The sequence below is a fragment of the Rhodopseudomonas sp. G2_2311 genome, assembly GCF_047501505.1.
Lineage (GTDB): Bacteria > Pseudomonadota > Alphaproteobacteria > Rhizobiales > Xanthobacteraceae > Rhodopseudomonas > Rhodopseudomonas palustris_H.
This window is the reverse complement of sequence record NZ_JAZDRK010000007.1, coordinates 17,058-36,119: the sequence shown is the minus strand read 5'-3', so window position 1 is coordinate 36,119 and position 19,062 is coordinate 17,058. Positions and strand designations below refer to the sequence as shown.

Sequence of the window (19,062 nt, the reverse complement as noted above, 5' to 3'; positions counted from 1 at the left end):
CTATCCGTTCTTGGCGGCGCTGCTCTTCGCCGCGTCTTTAGGCTTGGCGGCCTTCTTCGCTGCTGTCTTTGCGGCGACCGGTGCGCGCGCCTTGCTGGCGGCGGCGCCTTCAGCTTTCGGCTTGGCCTTTTTGGCAGCCGCCTTTTTCGCCGGCTTGGCTTCACCGTCGGCATCCGCCTTCTTGGCAGCGGCTTTCTTGGCCGGCGCCTTCTTGGCCTTGCCGCCGCCCTTGGCGGCGCGCTCGTCGAGCAGCGCGATCGCTTCGGGCAGGGTGATGGTGTCTTCGGTCTTGTCGTTCGGAATCGTGGCGTTGACGCCGCCGGCGGTGACGTAAGCACCGTAGCGGCCCTTCTTCACCGCGACCGCGCCGAGGCTCGGATGGTCGCCCAGCGCCTTGCCGGGATCAGAACCGAAGCGGCCCTTGCTCGGGCCCTTGGCGACCTTCTCGGCAATCAGCGTCACCGCGCGGTTGAGACCGATGGTGTGCACGTCGTCGCCGGCTTCGAGGCTGGCATAGGTCTTCTCGTGCTGGACATAGGGGCCGAACCGGCCGATGCCGGCCTTGATCGGCTGCCCGGTCTCCGGATGCTTGCCGACTTCGCGCGGCAGCGCCAGCAGCCTGAGTGCCATTTCGAGATCGACATCGGACGGCGAGGTGCCCTTCGGAATGCCGGCCCGCTTCGGCTTTTCGCCTTCGCCGTAATCCTTGGCCTCGCCGAGCTGGATGTAGGGGCCGAACCGGCCGGACTTCACCGCGACCTCGAGGCCGCTGTCGGGATCGGTGCCGAGCACGCGATCGGCATCGCCCGCGCTGTCGGAAGCCAGCGGCCGGGTGTAGCGGCATTCCGGATAGTTCGAGCAGCCGACGAAGGCGCCAAACTTGCCGGCTTTCAGATTGAGCTTGCCGGTACCGCAGCTCGGGCACTGCCGCGGGTCTCCGCCGTCCTCGCGCGCCGGATAGATGTGCGGGCCGAGCATCTCGTCGAGCACGTCGAGCACCTGGGCGACGCGCAGGTCCTTGATCTCGTCGACCGCGCCGATGAAGTCGCGCCAGAAGTCGCTCAGCACCTGTTTCCAGGACACTTCGTTATTGGAGATGCGATCGAGGTCTTCTTCGAGCCCGGCGGTGAAGTCGTATTCGACGTAGCGGGTGAAGAAGCTCTCCAGGAACGCGACCACGACGCGGCCCTTGTCCTCGCCGTGCAGCCGCTTCTTTTCCAGCCGGACGTAGCCGCGATCCTTCAGCACCTGCAGAATGGAGGCGTAGGTCGAAGGCCGGCCGATGCCGAGCTCTTCCATCCGCTTCACCAGCGAGGCTTCGGAAAACCGCGGCGGCGGCTCGGTGAAATGCTGCGTGACGGCGAGGGCCTCGCGCTTCAGCGCCTCGTTCTCGGTCATCGCGGGGAGGCGGCGGGAATCCTCGTCCTCGGAATCGTCGTCGCGGCCTTCCTGGTAGGCGGCGAGGAAGCCGTCGAACTTCACCACCTGACCGGTGGCGCGCAGCTCCAGCACGCGCGCCCCGGCTTTCGCCTCGATATCGACGGTGGTGCGCTCCAGCTCGGCGGATTCCATCTGGCTGGCGACGGTGCGGATCCAGATCAGCTCGTACAGCCGGGCCTGGTCGGAATCGAGGTTGCGGCTGACGTCGGACGGTCGGCGCGACAGGTCGGTCGGGCGGATCGCTTCGTGGGCTTCCTGTGCGTTCTTGGCCTTGGCGGTGTATTGGCGGGGCGCTTCCGGCACATAGGCGCTGCCGAAATCCTCGGCGATCACCTTGCGCGCCTGGGTGATGGCGGACGGATCGATCTGCACACCGTCGGTACGCATATAAGTAATGAGTCCGACGGTCTCGCCGCCGATATCGACGCCTTCGTACAGCCGCTGCGCCACCCGCATGGTGTGGGCCGGCGCGAAGCCGAGCTTGCGGCTGGCTTCCTGCTGCAGCGTCGAGGTGGTGAACGGCGCGTAGGGGTTGCGGCGCGCCGGCTTGGCTTCGACGGTGGCGACGCGGAAATTCGCTGCCTCGATCGCCTTTTTGAAATCCTCGGCCTCGGCGCCGGTGCCGATGTCGAGCCGCTGGATCTTCTTGCCGTCGGCTCCGACCAGACGAGCCTCGAAGGTATCGCCACGCGGCGTCGCCAGGGTGGCGATCAGCGACCAGTACTCGCGGGGAACGAACTTCTCGATTTCCGTCTCGCGGTCGCACACCAGGCGCAGCGCCACCGACTGCACGCGGCCGGCGGACCGCGCGCCGGGCAGCTTGCGCCACAGCACCGGAGAAAGAGTAAAGCCGACCAGATAGTCGAGCGCTCGGCGCGCCATATAGGCGTCGACCAGCGCACCGTCGATCTGGCGCGGATGCTTCATCGCGTCGGTGACCGACTGCTTGGTGATGGCGTTGAACACGACGCGCTCGACCTGTTGGTCCTTCAGCGCACGCTTCTGCTTCATCACCTCCAGCACGTGCCAGGAGATCGCCTCACCCTCGCGATCAGGGTCGGTGGCGAGGATCAGCTTGTCCGCACTCTTCAGAGCTTTGGCGATGTCGTTGAGCCGGCTCGCAGCTTTCGGGTCGACTTCCCAGATCATCTGGAAGTCGGCGTCCGGATCGACCGATCCGTTCTTCGCCGGCAAGTCGCGCACGTGCCCGAACGAGGCCAGAACCTCGTAGGACGAGCCGAGATATTTGTTGATCGTCTTGGCCTTCGCGGGCGACTCGACAATGACGAGGTTCATCGCATTCCAAGCATCAGATGAAGAGAAAAAGGCCGGTCTGCGAGACTCGCGCCGGCCGGATTGCCCGGAACATGGGTGGTGACAGGGGCGCTGTCAAATCGCCGCTCGGGCAGGCGGCCACATATTCCGGCTACCTGGGCCTGAAATTCACAAAACATAAACCTAGAGATGCACAACCTATACGTGTATATCGCTCTTCATCCATCCAATTTGGGGTGGATCGATTCCGCCAGGAATGGTGCCCCGATGTCACCGCCGTCCGACAGCAAGAAGAGCTCCCGTTACACCCGTCCCGGCGACGGCGGCCCCGTGGAAGCAGCCCAATACCTGTCGGAAGCGACAGGTCAACTGATTCAGGTCGCCCAGGCGCATCGCCTCGACACTCTCTGTTACCTGCTCGACATGGCGCGGATGGAGGCCCGGGAGATCGTTCGCCGGCGGCGCAATTCCAGCGCCGAATGAACAAGTTCCCCGATCATACTGATCAAGCGGGGGTCTTCAGTCTGGTTCATTTCTTAGGTGAGGTTCTGTGGAGCCGTTTCGCAGCACAGCATCGGCTAGCGCAGACGCTGTCACGAGGCGGTTGCAGTTTACGTCTAATTAACCGAACCAGTTCACGATTCGAACTGTCGGGGCGGGCCGGATGTACGTCCGCTCCTGGACAATGGCTCGAGGCTCACGCTTCGGGCCGTTGGCTTTTTTGGAAGGTGCTTCCCTCAGCTCAGCGACACCAGTGAGCCGCCGTGGCGTTCGAGCCTTCCGGCGAGTTCGAGTTCGAGCAGCACCGTCCGCACCACCGCGGGCGGGATGCCGCTCAATCGGATCAGGTCGTCGATCCCGACCGGGCTCGGGCCGAGCAGCGACAGGATGCGGGCGCGGTCGCCGGCGTCGGGCTCGCCGGTGGGCGGAGCGTGCTCCGGCTCGCGGCCGGGCGTCTCCAGCGGCCGCTCCAGGATCGATGCGACGGCCGCGACGATGTCGGCGGCCGAGGTGATCAGCGTCGCGCCTTGCTTGATCAGGTCGTTGGTGCCGGCGGCGCGCGGATCGAGCGGCGAGCCCGGCACGGCAAACACCTCGCGGCCCTGATCGGCGGCGCGCCGCGCGGTGATCAGCGAGCCGGAGCGATAGGCCGCTTCGATCACCGCGACGCCGACGGCCGCGCCGGAAATCAGCCGGTTGCGGCGGGGAAAATCCTTGCCGCGCGGGACGTGGCCGAGCGGCATCTCGGAGATCGCCGCGCCGCGTGCCTGGATGATGTCCAGGAGCAGATCCTCGTGCTCGGCCGGATAGATCTTATCGTGGCCGCCAGCCAGCACCGCAACAGTGCCGCTGGCCAGGCTCGCCCGATGTGCCGCCTGATCGATGCCGCGCGCCAGCCCGGAGATCACCACGAAGCCGGCCGCGCCGAGATCGGCGGCAAGCTGGCTCGCGAATTTCAGGCCGGCGCCGGAGGCATTGCGCGAGCCGACGATCGCGATCATCGGCTGCACCATCACGGCGTGTGCTTCGGGTAGGGCATGAACGCCGAGCAGGGGCGGGGCGTCGTCGATCGTGGTGAGGCGGGGCGGATAGCCGGGCTCGCCCGGCGCGACCAGCTCGACGCCGATCCGTCTTCCTGCCTCAATCTCGCGCCGTGCCTCGTCCTCGGATGGAATCCGGCCCGCGCGGGCGGCGCCACCGCGCCTTGCGAGCTCAGGAAGTCGCTCCAGCGCCGCGCGGGCGGAGCCGAAGTGATTGATCAGCGAGCGGAAGGTGCGAGGGCCCACGTTGTCGGCCCGGATCAGCCGCAGCCAATCCACCCGCTGCGCTTCGCTGAGGACGGTCGTCCCCTGATCGCTGCTACGCTCACCCACATTCGCCCCCGCGAGCGGAAGTGTTGCGCAACTTTAGCGTGTGGGCAAGGTCGACGACGGAGCGGCTGGAGGTATTATCTGATCGCGCCCGCTCAGCGCGATCGGGCGCCTTCGGAACAACAGCGACGCTTACTTCTTCTGCCCGATCTTGCTCTCGGTGCCGGCCTGCAGCCGCATGATGTTTTCGCGGTGCATCCAGAACAGCAGCAGCGTCAGCACGGCGAACAGCGAGGCGAGGGCGTCGTGGCCGAACCACCACAGGAAGATCGGGGTGACGAAGCTCGCCACCAGCGCGGACAGCGATGAGTAGCGCGAGGTGAAGGCCGTCGCCAGCCACATCAGGCAGAACACGATCGCGGCAGGCCAGAACAGTCCGATCAGCACGCCGATATAGACGGCGACGCCCTTGCCGCCTTTGAACTTCAGCCACACCGGAAACAGATGGCCGAGGAAGGCGCCGAGCGCCGCCAGCATCGCGGCGTTGGCGGCGATCGCATCGGTGCCGGAGGCGAGATAGGCGGCCAGGATGACGGCGGCGGTGCCCTTCAACGCATCGAGCAGCAGGGTCGCGGCGGCGAGGCCCTTGCGGCCGGTTCTCAGCACGTTAGTGGCGCCGATATTGCCGGAGCCGATCGAGCGCAGATCCTGGGTACCGGCGATCTTGGTGAGGATCAGGCCGAACGGGATCGAGCCGAACAGATAACCAATCACCAGCGCGGCGATGTAGATCCCGATCATCATCGTGGTCGTCTCCTCAATCAGTCGCGTTCGTCATTGCGAGGAGGCGAAGCCGACGAAGCAATCCAGTCCGTATGTGTGACTCTGGATTGCTTCGCTTCGCTCGCAATGACGAAGAGAAATGATTTCATTCAATCCGCGGCACATCAATGCGCGCCGACATGCTCATAGACGGTGCGGCCGCCGACGATGGTGCGGGTCACCCGGCCGGAGAACCGCGCTTCGTCGAACGGCGTATTCTTGCACTTCGATTTCAGTTCGTCCGGATCGACCAGCCACGGCACGTCGGGATCGATCACGATCAGGTCTGCGGGCGCACCGGAGCGCAGCGTGCCGCCGGGCAGGCCGAGCAGTTCGGCCGGGCGGGTCGACATCGCGCGGATCAGGCTCAGGAAGTCCAGTTCGCCGGCATGCACCAGCCGCAACCCGGCCGGCAGCATCGTCTCCAGCCCGATCGCGCCGGCGGCGGCCTCGGCGAACGGCAGCCGCTTGACCTCGACGTCCTGCGGATTGTGGTCCGACATCACCACGTCGATCAGCCCGGAGGCGATCGCCGCGATCAGCGCCTTGCGGTCGGCTTCGGTGCGCAGCGGCGGCGCCAGCTTGAGGAAGGTGCGATACGGCCCGATGTCGTTCTCGTTCAGCGCGACGTGGTTGATCGAAACCGATGCCGACACCGGCAGGCCAAGGTCGCGGGCGCGCTGCAGGATCTCCAGGGACTCGATGCAGCTCAGCGACGCAGCGTGGTAGCGGCCGCCGGTCAGCATCACCAGGCGAATGTCGCGCTCGAGCATCACCGTCTCGGCGGCGTTGGGGATGCCGGCGAGGCCGAGCCGGGTGGCAAACTCACCCTCGTTCATCACGCCTTCGCCGACCAGGTCGGGGTCCTCGGTGTGATGCACGATCAGCGCATCGAAATCGCGCGCGTAGGTCAGCGCGCGGCGCATCACCTGCGCGTTGGTGATGCTGAGATCGCCGTCGCTGAACGCCACCGCGCCGGCGGCCTTCAACAGACCGATCTCGGTCATCTCCGCGCCGGCGAGACCCTTGGTGACCGCCGCCATCGGATGGATGTTGACGATCGCGGTGTCGCGGGCGCGGCGCATCACGAAGTCGACCGTCGCCGAATTGTCGATCACCGGGTTGGTGTTCGGCTGGCAGACGATGGTGGTGATGCCGCCGGCGGCCGCGGCCTGGCTGGCGGATGCGAAGGTCTCGCGGTGGCTGGCGCCGGGTTCGCCGACGAAGGCGCGCATGTCGACCAGACCGGGCGCGACCACCATGCCGGCGCAATTGATGATGTCGGTGCCTTCAGGGACGCCGGCAGCACCGATGCCGCGGCGGGCATCGCGGATCACGCCGTCGGCGATCAGCACGTCGCCGATGCCGTCGAAGTCGCGTGAGGGGTCGATCAGGCGTGCGTTGGCGAGCAGGATCGGGCGGCGATCGGTCAGCATGTTGTTTCCCGTTCCGGCATCAGGCGTTCGGCAGGTTGCGGGCGAGTGCTTCGAGCACCGCCATACGCACCGCCACGCCCATTTCAACTTGTTCGCGGATCACCGACTGGGCGCCGTCGGCGACGATCGAGTCGATCTCGACGCCGCGGTTCATCGGGCCCGGGTGCATCACCAGCGCGTCCGGCTTGGCGTAGGACAGCTTCTTCTGGTCGAGCCCGAAATAGTTGAAGTACTCGGCCGAGGAGGGCACGAACGAGCCGTTCATGCGCTCGCGCTGTAGCCGCAGCATCATCACGATATCGGCGCCGTCGAGCCCTTCGCGCATGTCGCGCGCGACCTCGACGCCCATCCGTTCGATGCCGGCCGGCAGCAGCGTGGAAGGCGCAACGACGCGGACGCGGGCGCCCATCGTGTTCAGCAGCAGAATGTTGGAGCGCGCGACGCGCGAATGCATCACGTCACCGCAGATCGCCACCACCAGCCCTTCGAGCCTGCCCTTGTTGCGGCGGATCGTCAGCGCGTCGAGCAGCGCCTGGGTCGGATGCTCATGGGCGCCGTCGCCGGCGTTGATCACCGAGCCGTCGACCTTGCGGGCCAGCAGTTCCACGGCGCCGGAGGCGTGATGCCGGACCACCAGGATGTCCGGGTGCATCGCGTTCAGCGTCACCGCGGTGTCCATCAGGGTCTCGCCCTTGCGCATCGACGATGATGACACGCTCATGTTCATCACGTCGGCGCCGAGGCGCTTGCCGGCGATTTCGAACGACGACTGCGTCCGGGTCGAGGCCTCGAAGAACAGATTGACCTGGGTGCGGCCGCGCAAACTGGTGCGCTTTTTGTCGACCTGCCGGTTGAGCTCGACATATTCCTCGGAGAGGTCGAGCAGGCCGGAAATGTCGGCGGCGGAAAGCCCTTCGATTCCCAGCAGATGCCGGTGACCGAGGACGAAAGTCGATTTTGGGGCGGGGGTCATTAAAGCAAGAGCTATAGGGAGAGTTGGAAAGCCGGGCAAGCGCCAACGGGGCGCGGCGCGGAATAATCCCCCGGCGTTGTGCAACAGCCGGCATTTCGGCCTTGCAGCGTGTCACACGAGCGTGCGGTTGGTCGAAAGTCGGGAGCTCTGGTAAAGCGGTCCGGCGCTTTCCGTGCCCAGTCAGGAGCTCCCATGCCGACGCTTGCGACCGCGCTGCTCGACGCCCTCAAGGATCACGGTGCCCGGGACATCTTCGGCATCCCCGGCGATTTCGTGCTGCCGTTTTTCAAGGTGATCGAGGAAAGCGGCACGCTGCCGTATTTCACCATGAGCCACGAGCCGGCGGTCGGCTTCGCGGCCGATGCGGCGTCGCGCTATCGCGGCAGCATCGGCGTCGCGGTGGTGACCTATGGGGCTGGCGCGTTCAATCTCGTCAATTCGATCGCGGGCGCCTATGCGGAGCGCTCGCCGGTGGTGGTGATCGCCGGTGCGCCCGGCGCGCGCGAACGCACCAGCGGCTATCTGTTGCATCATCAGGTCCGCACCGTCGATTCCCAACTTGCGGTATTCAAGGAAGTCACCTGCGATCAGGCCGTACTGAGCGATCCGGCGACCGCACCGGCCGAGATCGCGCGGGTACTGCGGAGCGCACTCGAATTGTCGCTGCCGGTGTACATCGAATTTCCGCGCGACATGGTCGACGCCAAGGTCGACCCGGTGCCGAAGCTGCCGCGGCGCGAGGCTGACGCCGGAGCGCGGGACGAGTGCGCGCAAGAAATCCTGGATCGGATCGCCAAGGCGAACTCGCCGGTGATGGTGGTGGACGTCGAAATCCGCCGCTACGGCGTCGAGCTGCAAGTCGCCGCGCTGGCACGCAAGCTCGGCCTCCCGGTGGTGACGACATTCATGGGCCGCGGCCTGCTGGAGGGGGCCGACGACGTCGTGGCCGGCACCTATCTCGGCGCCGCCGGCGATCCGGACTTGTCGACCCTGGTCGAGAGCGCCGACCTGGTGCTGATGTTCGGCGTCATCCTGTCGGACACCAATTTCGCGTTGTCCTCGAATATGACCGATCCGCGCCGCACCGTGCTGGCGACCGGACGCGAGGTGCAGATCGGCCACCACGTCTATCGCGATCTGCCGCTAGCTGACCTGATCGCCGGTCTTGACGCCCACGCCTCGCAGCATCCGCCGCGGCCGCGCAATGTCGGGAAGGGGATGTCCTATCCGCGCGGGCTGACCCTCGACGCATCGCCGATCGCGCCGTCGGACATCGCCACCGCGATCAACGATCTGTTCGACCGCCACGGCAAGATGCCGATGACCGCCGATATCGGCGATTGCCTGTTCACCGCGATGGAGATCGACAACACCGCGCTGGCGGCCCCGGGATACTACGCGGGCATGGGGTTCGGCGTGCCGGCTGGTATCGGCGTTGCCGCGACCGGCCTGCGGCCGCTGGTGCTGGTCGGCGACGGTGCGTTCCAGATGACGGGCTGGGAGCTTGGCAATTGCAAGCGCTACGGCCTCGATCCCATCGTGGTGCTGTTCAACAATTGCAGCTGGGAAATGCTGCGGGTGTTCCAACCGGAATCGAAGTTCAACGACCTCGACGACTGGCACTTTGCCGATATCGCCCATTCGATCGGCGGCTTCGGCGAGCGGGTCATGACCCGCGCCGAACTTGCCGCGGCGCTGCAGCGCGCGGTCGAGCGGCGCGGGGTGTTCTCACTGATCGAAGTGATGCTGCCGCGCGGCGCGACCTCCCATACGCTGGCGCGGTTCGTCACCGGCTTCAAGGCGGCGCGTGAACGAATGAAGTGAGGGCACGGCGATCCGCCGTGTCCTCGGGGCGGTTTTCTGCGTAACATGCGCGCGAATCCGCATCGTTCCAGGACCGCCATGACGCAGCCTTCCTTCGCCACCCACGAGGTGTTCAACCAGTCGCCGCCGCTTCCGGACCTCGACCTGTTGGGCGCCGACCGGCCGCTGCTCGAGGCGGTCACTTTCAATCAGGGGGCTAACGCTCATATCGAGCTCGAAGCCTTCGGCAAGACCTGGGGCACCACCGAGATGGCCGAACGCGGCCGTCTCGCCAACGAATACACCCCGAAGCTGAAGACCTTCGACGCCAAGGGCGTGCGCCGCGATCAGGTCGAATTTCATCCGTCCTATCACGAGCTGATGGCGGAGAGCTTCAAAGCCGGCCTGCACAACTCGACCTGGGACGCACACGGCAAGCCCGCCGGTAATGCGTCGGAAGTGGTGCGTGCCGCGAAGTTCTACATGGCCGCTCAGGTCGAGACCGGCCACCTCTGTCCTGTGACGATGACACGGGCGTCGGTCGCGGCGCTCGGTTCGCAGCCGGACCTGCTGGCTCAGGTGATGCCGGTGCTCGGCACCCGTCAGTACGATTCCAGCTTTGCACCATGGACTGCCAAAGGCGGCATGAGCATCGGCATGGGCATGACCGAGAAGCAGGGCGGCACGGATGTGCGCACCAATGCGACGCGCGCGTTCCGGGATGGCGACGCCTACCGCATCGTCGGCCACAAATGGTTCATGTCGGCGCCGATGTGCGATGCTTTCCTGGTGCTGGCGCAGGCCGACGAGGGACTGAGCTGCTTCTTCATGCCGCGGTTTCAGCCCGACGGGTCGGTCAACGAGATCCGTTTTCAGCGGCTGAAGGACAAGCTCGGCAACCGCTCCAACGCATCGTCCGAGGTCGAGTTCACCGGCGCCTACGCGCTGCCGGTGGGCGAGCTCGGCCGTGGTATCCGCACCATCATCCAGATGGTGCAGCTGACGCGGCAGGATTGCGCGATTGCGTCCGCCGGCCTGATGCGGTCGTCGCTCGCTCATGCGCTGCATCACACCCGGCATCGCACCGTGTTTCAGAAGCGTCTTGCCGACCACTCGCTGATGGTATCGGTGCTCGCCGACATGGCGCTGCAGGTCGAGGCCTCGGTGGCGCTGGTGATGCGGCTGTGCCGCGCGTTCGACGAGGCACCGAACGATCCGCTCGAAGCCGCCTATATGCGGCTGCTGACACCGGCGGTGAAATACTGGATCTGCAAGTCGGCGCCGCCGTTCGTGTATGAAGCGATGGAATGCCTGGGCGGCAATGGCTATGTCGAGGACGGCATCTTGGCGCGGCACTATCGCGAGGCGCCGGTCAATGCGATCTGGGAAGGCTCGGGCAACGTGATGTGCCTCGACGTGCTGCGGGCGATGTCGCGTGAGAGCGATGCCGGCACCGAGGTGTTGCAGGCGCTGATCCAAGATACGTCGGCGCTCACCGGCGGACCGGCCGCCGCCGGCCTGATCGCCCGCGCGCTGCTGCAGGTCGACAACGAGCGCACCGCGCGGCTCGCGGTCGAGATGCTGGCGAAGCTTGCTGCGGCTGCCGCGCTCAACGAAATCCACCCGCCGCATGCTGAACTGTTCGCGCGGACTCGTTTGGTGCCGGAGCCGGCAACGCTGTACGGCGCCGCCGACATTCCGACCGAGATTGCCAAGGGACTGTTGGGACGCGTGCTGCCGGAGATGTGAGGCGGGGACATCAACTCCGTCATTGCGAGCGAAGCGAAGCAATCCAGAGGCTTCGTACACTGAGTTGCTGGATCGCTTCGTCGCTTCGCTCCTCGCGATGACGGGAGTTAGACGCTCATTCAGCCGACCGCTTCGCCTTCCGAGAAGTACCAGCGGCCGCGGGCTTTACGGAATTGCGAGCGTTCGTGATGGCTCTGCTCGGGGCCGCCGCCGCGGCGGAAGCGGGCGACGAACTCGACGGTGCCGCGGCTGCCTTTCTCGCTGCTGCCGAGCACCCGCAGTTCGAGAAAGTCGGACTCTTCCATCCAGGCGCGGTTGACGTCGTGATCGAACAGATCGCGTCGTTCCGGATCGGTGGTCTCGACGATGTAGTCGAAATCCTTCAGCGCGTAGGCCGCGTAGCGCGACCGCATCAGCGCTTCCGGCGAGGTCGCGGGCCGGGTGCGGGCGAGCAGGGGGCCGCAGCAGTCGCCGTAGGTCTTTCCCGAGCCGCACACGCAATTCATCGCATCGATCCTGTTGCCGGCTCACTCGGCACGGCGCAGCGCCGCGAGCCGGTCGAGCGCACCCTGCAGGATGAAGATCGCCGCGTGCTCGTCAATGACCTTGGCCCGTTTCGCCCGGCTGACATCGTTGGCGATCAGCTCGCGCTCGACCGCGGCGGTCGACAGCCGCTCGTCCCAGAGCCCGATCGGCAGTTCGGTGAGCCGGGCGAGATTGCGGGCGAAGGCACGGGTCGACTGGGCGCGCGGGCCCTCGCTGCCGTCCATGTTGAGCGGCAGGCCGAGCACGAAGCCGCAGGCGGTGCGTTCGGCCGCCAGCGCCAGCAGCCGGGCGGCATCCGCGGTGAACGCCTTGCGGGCGATGGTCTCGACGCCGGTGGCGAGCTTGCGGTCCGGATCGGACGCGGCGACGCCGATTGTCTTGGTGCCGAGGTCGAGGCCGAGCAGGCCACCGCGGGCCGGCCAATGCGCGGCGGCTTCGATCAGAGGAAGGATCAGGGCAGGCATGACGCCCGCATAGCACGCGCGGTCGACTTGCCAAAACATCCATTGGTCCGTCGTGCGGGGCTTGAGGCGCCATAGCGGAGCCACGAGGCGGCGTGTAAAAGGGGCCTCGGCGGGCAACGAGGCTGCGCCGCTTCCCCCTACAATCGCGAGAGCCTGATCATGTGGCCGGATCGCCGTCTCCTCGACCTGTTCGCTATCGAATGTCCGATTCTGCTCGCCCCGATGGCGGGCGCGATGGATGCGGAACTCGCTATCGCCGCGGCCCGCAGCGGTGCGCTGGCCTCGCTGCCGTGCGCGATGCTGTCGCCGGATAAAGCGCGCGAGCAGGTCGGGATTTTTCGGCAACAGATTTCGGCGCCGATCAATCTGAACTTCTTCTGCCATCAGGCGGTGACGCCGGATGCGGCGCGCGAGCAAGTCTGGCGCAAGCGATTGACGCCGTACTTCAACGAGCTCGGGCTCGATCCGGCGATGCCGGCGCCGGCGGCGAGCCGGGCGCCGTTCGATGCGGCGATGTGTGCGCTGGTCGAGGAGCTGAAGCCCGAAGTCGTCAGCTTCCATTTCGGTCTGCCTGAGGCTGCACTACTCGACCGCGTCAAGGCGACCGGTGCCAAGGTGATCGCATCGGCGACGATCGTGCGCGAGGCGATCTGGCTGGAAGAGCACGGCGTCGACGCGGTCATCGTGCAGGGCGCTGAGGCCGGCGGCCATCGCGGCATGTTCATGACCGACGACATTGCGCAGCAGCCGGGATTGTTCGCGCTGCTGCCGCAGGTGGTCGATGCGGTGCGGGTGCCGGTGATCGCGGCGGGCGGTATCGCCGACGGTCGCGGCATCGCGGCGGCGTTCGCGCTCGGCGCGGCCGGCGTGCAGATCGGCACCGCGTATCTGCGCTGCCCGGAATCCCGGACCAGCGCGCTGGTGCGGGCCCAGCTCGCGCAGGGCACCGACGAAGCGACCGTGATCACCAATGTGATGACCGGGCGGCCGGCCCGCGGCGTCGCCAATCGCCTGATGCGCGAGGTCGGGCCGGTGTCGCCGGACGCGCCGGCGTTCCCGCACGCGGCCTCTGCCCTCGGCCCGCTGAAGGCGGCGGCGGAGAAGCAGGGGCAAACCGACTTCACCAATCTGTGGGCGGGGCAGGCGGTTCGGCTCGGCCGCGACATGCCGGCGGCCGAACTCACCCGCGCGCTGGCCGGCGCGGCGCTGGCGCGGCTCAGCCAGCTCGCCGGCTGAGGCAGGACGGTCGGCGCACCGAGGTTGCGACGCGAAACCCGGCTCTGCTATACGGCGCAGGTCGATATCTCGCAAAAAGGCCCTATATTATGTCGGTTGACGCCTCCACTGTCCGCCGCATCGCGCATCTGGCGCGGATCGCCGTGACCGACGACGAGGTGCCGCATCTGCAGGGCGAGCTCAATGCGATGCTGGCCTTTGTCGAGCAGCTCTCCGAGGTCGACGTCGATGGCGTCGAGCCGATGACCTCGGTGACGCCGATGCAGATGAAGAAGCGCGCCGACGTGGTCAACGACGGCGAAATCGCCGATCAGGTGGTGGCGAATGCACCGTCGACTGAGGATCACTTCTTCCTGGTGCCGAAGGTGGTCGAATAAAGGACGCGCCGATGTGCCTGCTGTGCGACGACGAGAAGGCCTACCAGGCCTATCTGGACTACCTCGACGCGATGGGCCGGCAGGGCAAGGTCGTCGACGCCGATAAGGCGATGGATGCGGTGCTCGACCAGTTGCAGGCCGCCGACAAGGCCCGCCGCGGCGCGCCCGAAAACGACAAGACGCTGTCGCCGTTCTTCTGCAGCCCGGTCAATAAGTAGGCCTCAGGCCTTCTTCAGCTTCCGCACCCGGCGCAGGTCAGCGTTGATCTGCGACTGCCAGCCGCGGCCCAGGGCGCGATAAGCGTCCAGGACGTCGGCGTCCAGCCGCAGCGTCACAGAGCTTTTCGGTTGTGTCCCGAGCGGTGGACGTCCGCGGCGGACGACCTTGCCGTCGACGCGGATCTCACCGGTCCGGAAAAACTCGTCGAGCAGTTTCGGGGCATCGTCTGGATCGTCAGTCAGAGGTTCGCCGAAAGAGCGCGGCCCAGCGGACTTCTTCCTTGGCATGACAGTACCTCATCGAAATCACATGACGACCGCCGTTGCGAGGCGTCCAGACAATACGACCATGCGCGAACCGACATATCCGGCCGTGATGTAACGGCTCTCGCCATAGTCAAATCGGTCGTCGAGCTTCGTCACGATACGCCCGGCAAAAGCCGTTGCAGCGTCCGCGGCGAAATCGAGACCGCGATGCCGCCGGGTCCAATCCCGCTTTGCCGGATCAAACGTGATCGCCATTGAATTATGTAACTACAATAATCTTGCCGTCAATGGTCCGACTGTAACTGGCGGGCAAATCGGTGCAATCGCTTCATTTCCCGGAGGCGCTGTGCTAGCCAGCGCAGCAACAGAGCCGCACGATCCGCGGCGCCCGTGACCGGCCTGTCGCCGGCTTTTATCCAGGCGTGCCCTGAACCATGACCGACCTGACTTCGCTGACGCTGGCCGAGGCCCGCGATGGCCTCGCAAACAAGTCCTTCACCGCGGTCGAGCTGACCGATGCCCACCTCGCGGCGATCGAAGCCGCGCGCGTGCTCAATGCCTATGTGCTGGAGACGCCGGACCAGGCGCGGCAGATGGCGAAGGCCGCGGACGCGCAGATCGCCAAGGGCGAGGGCGGGCCGCTGGCGGGCCTCCCGCTTGGCATCAAGGATCTGTTCGCCACCAAGGGCGAACGCACCACCGCGTGTTCCAAGATCCTCGACGACTTCAAGCCGACCTACGAGTCGACGGTGACGACGCAGCTGTGGCGTGACGGCGCGGTGCTGCTCGGCAAGCTCAACAACGACGAGTTCGCGATGGGCTCCTCGAACGAGACCTCGTGCTTCGGCCCCGTGATCAATCCGTGGCGCCGTGCCGGCTCCGATGCCAAACTGGTGCCGGGTGGTTCGTCCGGCGGCTCGGCGGCCGCTGTTGCGGCGGGCCTGTGCCTCGGCGCCACCGCGACCGACACCGGCGGCTCGATCCGGCAGCCGGCGGCGTTCACCGGCACGGTCGGCATCAAGCCGACCTATGGCCGCTGCTCGCGCTGGGGTATCGTCGCGTTCGCGTCCTCGCTGGACCAGGCCGGCCCGATCGCCCGCACGGTGCGCGACAGCGCGATCCTGCTGCGTTCGATGGCCGGCCATGATCCGAAGGACACCACCTCGGTCGATCGGCCGGTGCCCAATTACGAGGCCGCGGTCGGCGGCTCGGTGAAGGGCATGAAGATCGGCATCCCGAAGGAGTATCGGCTCGACGGCATGCCGGCCGAGATCGAGAAACTGTGGAGCCAGGGTGCCGAGTGGCTGAAGGCCGCGGGCGCCGAGCTGGTCGAAGTGTCGCTGCCGCACACCAAATACGCGCTACCGGCCTATTATATCGTGGCGCCGGCGGAGGCCTCGTCGAACCTCGCGCGCTATGACGGCGTCCGCTACGGCGCGCGCGTCAATGGCCGCAACATCATCGAGATGTACGAGAACACCCGCGCTGCCGGCTTCGGCGCCGAGGTCAAGCGCCGCATCATGATCGGCACCTACGTGCTGTCGGCCGGCTATTACGACGCGTACTATCTGCGCGCCCAGAAGGTGCGCACGCTGATCAAGCGCGACTTCGAACAGTGCTTCGATCAGGGCGTCTCAGCGATCCTGACTCCGGCGACGCCGTCGGCTGCCTTCGGCATCGGCGAGAAGGGCGGCGCTGATCCGGTCGAGATGTATCTGAACGACATCTTCACCGTGACGGTGAACATGGCCGGCCTGCCGGGCATTGCCGTTCCGGCGGGCAGCGACTCGCAAGGTCTGCCGCTCGGGCTGCAGCTGATCGGCCGGCCGTTCGACGAGGACACCTTGTTCTCGCTCGGCGAGGTGATCGAGCAGTCCGCCGGCCGGTTCACGCCGGCCAAGTGGTGGGCTTGAGTCCGATCGTCCGCGCGGGTTTGACGTTGCGTTTGCTGGCGCCGTTGGCCATTCTTGGCCGGGGCAGGGTGTTGCATGAGCGCTGACGACGTCCAAGGTCCACCGCAAGGTGTCGATCAGATCCTCGGATCGCCAAAGCTGGCCGCGGCGATCGAGAGCGACCGCTACAAGCATCTGCTGGACAATGTCCCGGTGGCGATCGCCGTGTCGCGCGGCTGCGGCGCGGACCAGCAGGTGGTCTATATCAACCAGGCGTTCGAGGCGCTGACCTCGCTGTCAAAGCCGGATGCCTGTGGCCAGGGCTGGTCGTCCCTCGATGGCTTCGCCGACCAGGATGACAGCGGCCGCCTGCTCGGTGCCGCGATCCGCGATGGCGAAGATTTCCTCGGCGTGTTCCGGAAAGTTGCGCCGTCCGATCGGCTGCTGATCGTTCAGGCCTATGCGGCGGTGATCGAGAGCGACGACGGCGTCGAGAGCTATCGGATCGTTGCGCTGGTCGACGTCGGCAGCCGCGAGCGGGCGCAGATCGAGCGGTTCGAAGTCCAGATCCGTGAACGCGATACCCTGATGCGCGAGCTGCAGCATCGGGTGAAGAACAATCTGCAACTGATCACCGCGCTGGTCCGCCTCGAAGCGCGGTCGGCTGCGGAAGGCGAGACCGTGGCGCTGGCGCGGCTCGCCAGCCGGATCGAAGCGCTGACCGCGCTCTACCGGGTGCTGTCGGACGAAAGCCCGCATGCCGATGGCGGGCAGATCGACCTCGGCCAGTATCTGTCGGACATCGCCAACGCGGTGATCCGCGCAAACGCCAGCTCGGACGTCAACTGCGAGGTCAATGCTGGCTATTGCCCGCTGTCGGTGAACATCGCGATGCCGGCCGGGTTGCTGGTCAACGAGATGCTGACCAACGCATTGAAGTACGCCTTCGTCGGTCGCGACGGCGGACGGATCAAGGTGATCTGCGAGACAGACCAGGGTCGCGTCAGGATCATCGTGTCGGACGATGGCGTCGGCCTTCCCGAGGGGCAGAGCTGGCCATCGCCGCGTAAGCTTGGTGCGCTGATCCTACAGACGCTGAAGGAGAACGCCCGCAACGTCAGCTTTGAAGCGCGCAGCATTCGCGGTCAGGGCGCGTTCTTCACCATCGGCTTCGATGCGCCGTCGTCGCCCGCCGCGAATTGATCGCACAGCGCGCCGCCTTGCTTATGCCACAAGCCGACTGCCAGCTTCCCCCGGTTCCGCAGCGTTAAGTGGACCTGAACCTTTGCAGCCGATGGTCCGCGGCAGCAACATTGCCGCCCCTTCAACCGGTGTCCTCTCGATGAAGCCGTGGAGAGATCGTCTCCTATCCGCAGCCGCCGCCTGCCTCGTGCTCGCCGGCTGCGCCTCGGTTTACAACACGCCGGTCAACGTGCCGCTCGAAGGAGTGGTCTCCGACAAGGTTGCGTCGGACGTCGGTACGCGCAGCGAAGACGCCATCATCGGCCTTTCGTTCTCGGGCGGCGGCACCCGGGCGGCGGCATTCTCGTTCGGCGTGTTGTCGGAGATGGAGCGCCTGCCGCTGCATGGTGCGCGTTCGGCGATGCTCGACCGTGTCGGCTTCGTCTCAGGAGTTTCCGGCGGATCGGTGACTGCCGCCTATTTCGGACTGAAGGGGCGCACCGCGCTCAGCGACTTCCGCGAGCGTTTCCTGCTGCGCAATGCGGAGGAGGAGCTCCAGACCACGCTGTCGCTCAACACCATCGGCAAGGCGTTCACGGGCGGCATCAACGACTCCGTCGGCTTCACCCGTTGGCTCGACGCGCATCTGTTCGAGGGCGCGACCTTCGCGCAGCTGCGCGGCGGCGACCGGCCGACAGTGTGGATCAACGCCTCCGACATCTATAATCGCGTGCCGTTCGTGTTCAACAGCACGTCGTTCTCTGCCATTTGCAGCGACCTCGACGCCTATCCGCTGTCGAACGCGGTCGCGGCCTCGGCGGCGGTGCCGCTCGCATTTGCCCCGGCGGTGGTCCAGGCGTTCCCGGGCGCCTGCAACACGCCGCTGCCGCGCTGGGTCCGGCGCGCCGCGACCGAGGGTAACTCCTCGCCGATGCTGAGCTCCTACGCCAAGGCGGTGCAGCGTTATCGCGAGGGCGCGGTACCCTTCATCAAGCTGCTCGACGGCGGGTTGGTCGACAATTACGGCGTCTCGGCGCTGACGATCGCGCGGGAGTCCTCTGAGACGCCGTACGGTCCGCTGACCCCGCAGCAGGCGGTCAAGCTGCGCCGGCTGATGATGCTGGTGGTCGACGCCAAGACCGGCATCTCGGGTAACTGGGTCGACACCGTCGAAGGTCCGAGCGGCGTCGAGCTGATCAAGGCCGCGGTCGACACCACGATGGATGCCAGCGTCGGCGCCAGCTACACGGCGTTCGATCGCACGATTTCAGATTGGCGCGACAAACTGGTGCGCTGGCGCTGCAGCCTGTCGGCAGCGGACCGCGCGCGCTACGGTGCCGGCCCCGGCTGGGACTGCCGCGACCTGCGGTTCTTCGTCGGCCGTCTGGCGTTCGATCAACTCGAGACACAGCGGGCTGCGGCGCTGGAGCGGATCGCCACGCGCTTCGTGCTGCCGCCGCAGCAGGTCGACGAGCTGATCTCCGCCGGGCGCGACGTGCTGCGGCAGAGCCCGGTCTTCCGCGCCTTCGCGGCCAGCCTGTAAAGACCCTCGCCGGCCGGGCGTTCGGCTG

At 66.4% G+C, this 19,062-nt stretch carries 18 protein-coding genes; 9 read left to right on the top strand and 9 right to left on the bottom strand.

Annotated elements, in window-relative coordinates:
* Positions 1-2,736, bottom strand: coding sequence for a type I DNA topoisomerase (topA, locus tag VRZ08_RS12125; protein WP_414532684.1), 2,736 nt, complete (start codon positions 2,734-2,736; stop codon positions 1-3).
* 246 nt (positions 2,737-2,982) lie between these two features.
* Between topA and VRZ08_RS12120 the strand changes: the two genes are divergently transcribed.
* Positions 2,983-3,198, top strand: coding sequence for a hypothetical protein (locus tag VRZ08_RS12120; RefSeq protein WP_107356051.1), 216 nt, complete (start codon positions 2,983-2,985; stop codon positions 3,196-3,198).
* Positions 3,199-3,452: 254 nt separating this feature from the next.
* Here the strand turns inward: VRZ08_RS12120 and dprA are convergent, their stop codons facing one another.
* The 4 genes from dprA to VRZ08_RS12100 all read right to left on the bottom strand — a co-directional run bounded on the left by dprA (position 3,453) and on the right by VRZ08_RS12100 (position 7,757).
* A complete protein-coding gene (gene dprA / locus VRZ08_RS12115; protein WP_414532683.1) occupies positions 3,453-4,589 on the bottom strand; it encodes a DNA-processing protein DprA in 1,137 nt (378 codons plus the stop codon).
* Positions 4,590-4,718: 129 nt separating this feature from the next.
* The gene (gene plsY, locus VRZ08_RS12110) at positions 4,719-5,330 is read right to left on the bottom strand and encodes a glycerol-3-phosphate 1-O-acyltransferase PlsY (RefSeq protein WP_408018396.1); all 612 of its coding nucleotides are present in this window, start codon (positions 5,328-5,330) and stop codon (positions 4,719-4,721) included.
* Positions 5,331-5,473: 143 nt separating this feature from the next.
* Positions 5,474-6,784, bottom strand: coding sequence for a dihydroorotase (locus VRZ08_RS12105; RefSeq protein WP_264073774.1), 1,311 nt, complete (start codon positions 6,782-6,784; stop codon positions 5,474-5,476).
* Between the two features lie 19 nt (positions 6,785-6,803).
* Positions 6,804-7,757 carry an aspartate carbamoyltransferase catalytic subunit gene (locus VRZ08_RS12100; protein ID WP_011158662.1) on the bottom strand — a complete coding sequence of 318 codons (954 nt, stop codon included), beginning with the start codon at positions 7,755-7,757 and terminating at the stop codon, positions 6,804-6,806.
* 192 nt (positions 7,758-7,949) lie between these two features.
* On the opposite strand from VRZ08_RS12100, the gene ipdC reads away from it, so the two are divergent.
* Both ipdC and VRZ08_RS12090 read left to right on the top strand, forming a co-directional pair.
* The gene (gene ipdC, locus VRZ08_RS12095; protein ID WP_414532682.1) at positions 7,950-9,581 is read left to right on the top strand and encodes an indolepyruvate/phenylpyruvate decarboxylase; all 1,632 of its coding nucleotides are present in this window, start codon (positions 7,950-7,952) and stop codon (positions 9,579-9,581) included.
* A 78-nt stretch (positions 9,582-9,659) separates the two neighbouring features.
* Positions 9,660-11,309 (top strand): acyl-CoA dehydrogenase family protein, encoded by a 1,650-nt coding sequence (locus tag VRZ08_RS12090; protein ID WP_414532681.1) that lies wholly within the window; start codon positions 9,660-9,662, stop codon positions 11,307-11,309.
* Positions 11,310-11,428: 119 nt separating this feature from the next.
* Here the strand turns inward: VRZ08_RS12090 and VRZ08_RS12085 are convergent, their stop codons facing one another.
* Together VRZ08_RS12085 and ruvX are read right to left on the bottom strand one after the other, a co-directional pair.
* Positions 11,429-11,815 carry a YchJ family protein gene (locus VRZ08_RS12085; RefSeq protein ID WP_414532680.1) on the bottom strand — a complete coding sequence of 129 codons (387 nt, stop codon included), beginning with the start codon at positions 11,813-11,815 and terminating at the stop codon, positions 11,429-11,431.
* 21 nt (positions 11,816-11,836) lie between these two features.
* A complete protein-coding gene (ruvX, locus tag VRZ08_RS12080; RefSeq protein WP_414532679.1) occupies positions 11,837-12,319 on the bottom strand; it encodes a Holliday junction resolvase RuvX in 483 nt (160 codons plus the stop codon).
* A 159-nt stretch (positions 12,320-12,478) separates the two neighbouring features.
* Between ruvX and VRZ08_RS12075 the strand changes: the two genes are divergently transcribed.
* The 3 genes from VRZ08_RS12075 (at position 12,479) to VRZ08_RS12065 (ending at position 14,150) form a co-directional block, all read left to right on the top strand.
* Entirely contained in the window at positions 12,479-13,555 is a 1,077-nt protein-coding gene (locus tag VRZ08_RS12075; RefSeq protein WP_414532678.1) for an NAD(P)H-dependent flavin oxidoreductase, read from the top strand.
* An 89-nt stretch (positions 13,556-13,644) separates the two neighbouring features.
* Positions 13,645-13,932, top strand: a complete 288-nt coding sequence (gene gatC, locus VRZ08_RS12070; protein ID WP_119018185.1) for an Asp-tRNA(Asn)/Glu-tRNA(Gln) amidotransferase subunit GatC — start codon at positions 13,645-13,647, stop codon at positions 13,930-13,932.
* A gap of 11 nt (positions 13,933-13,943) precedes the next feature.
* Positions 13,944-14,150 (top strand): hypothetical protein, encoded by a 207-nt coding sequence (locus VRZ08_RS12065; RefSeq protein WP_414532677.1) that lies wholly within the window; start codon positions 13,944-13,946, stop codon positions 14,148-14,150.
* A gap of 3 nt (positions 14,151-14,153) precedes the next feature.
* On the opposite strand, the gene VRZ08_RS12060 is transcribed toward VRZ08_RS12065, so the two are convergent.
* Together VRZ08_RS12060 and VRZ08_RS12055 are read right to left on the bottom strand one after the other, a co-directional pair.
* Positions 14,154-14,438 carry a BrnA antitoxin family protein gene (locus VRZ08_RS12060; protein WP_414532676.1) on the bottom strand — a complete coding sequence of 95 codons (285 nt, stop codon included), beginning with the start codon at positions 14,436-14,438 and terminating at the stop codon, positions 14,154-14,156.
* A gap of 18 nt (positions 14,439-14,456) precedes the next feature.
* A complete protein-coding gene (locus VRZ08_RS12055; RefSeq protein ID WP_414532675.1) occupies positions 14,457-14,672 on the bottom strand; it encodes a BrnT family toxin in 216 nt (71 codons plus the stop codon).
* Between the two features lie 179 nt (positions 14,673-14,851).
* Here VRZ08_RS12055 and gatA point away from each other — a divergent pair, with 179 nt between their 5' ends.
* The 3 genes from gatA to VRZ08_RS12040 all read left to right on the top strand — a co-directional run bounded on the left by gatA (position 14,852) and on the right by VRZ08_RS12040 (position 19,034).
* A complete protein-coding gene (gene gatA, locus VRZ08_RS12050) occupies positions 14,852-16,330 on the top strand; it encodes an Asp-tRNA(Asn)/Glu-tRNA(Gln) amidotransferase subunit GatA (RefSeq protein WP_414532674.1) in 1,479 nt (492 codons plus the stop codon).
* A 75-nt stretch (positions 16,331-16,405) separates the two neighbouring features.
* Positions 16,406-17,512, top strand: coding sequence for a sensor histidine kinase (locus VRZ08_RS12045; protein ID WP_164638361.1), 1,107 nt, complete (start codon positions 16,406-16,408; stop codon positions 17,510-17,512).
* A 139-nt stretch (positions 17,513-17,651) separates the two neighbouring features.
* Positions 17,652-19,034: a patatin-like phospholipase family protein gene (locus tag VRZ08_RS12040; protein ID WP_414532673.1), complete on the top strand. Its 1,383-nt coding sequence runs from the start codon at positions 17,652-17,654 to the stop codon at positions 19,032-19,034.
* The last annotated feature ends 28 nt before the right edge of the window (positions 19,035-19,062 follow it).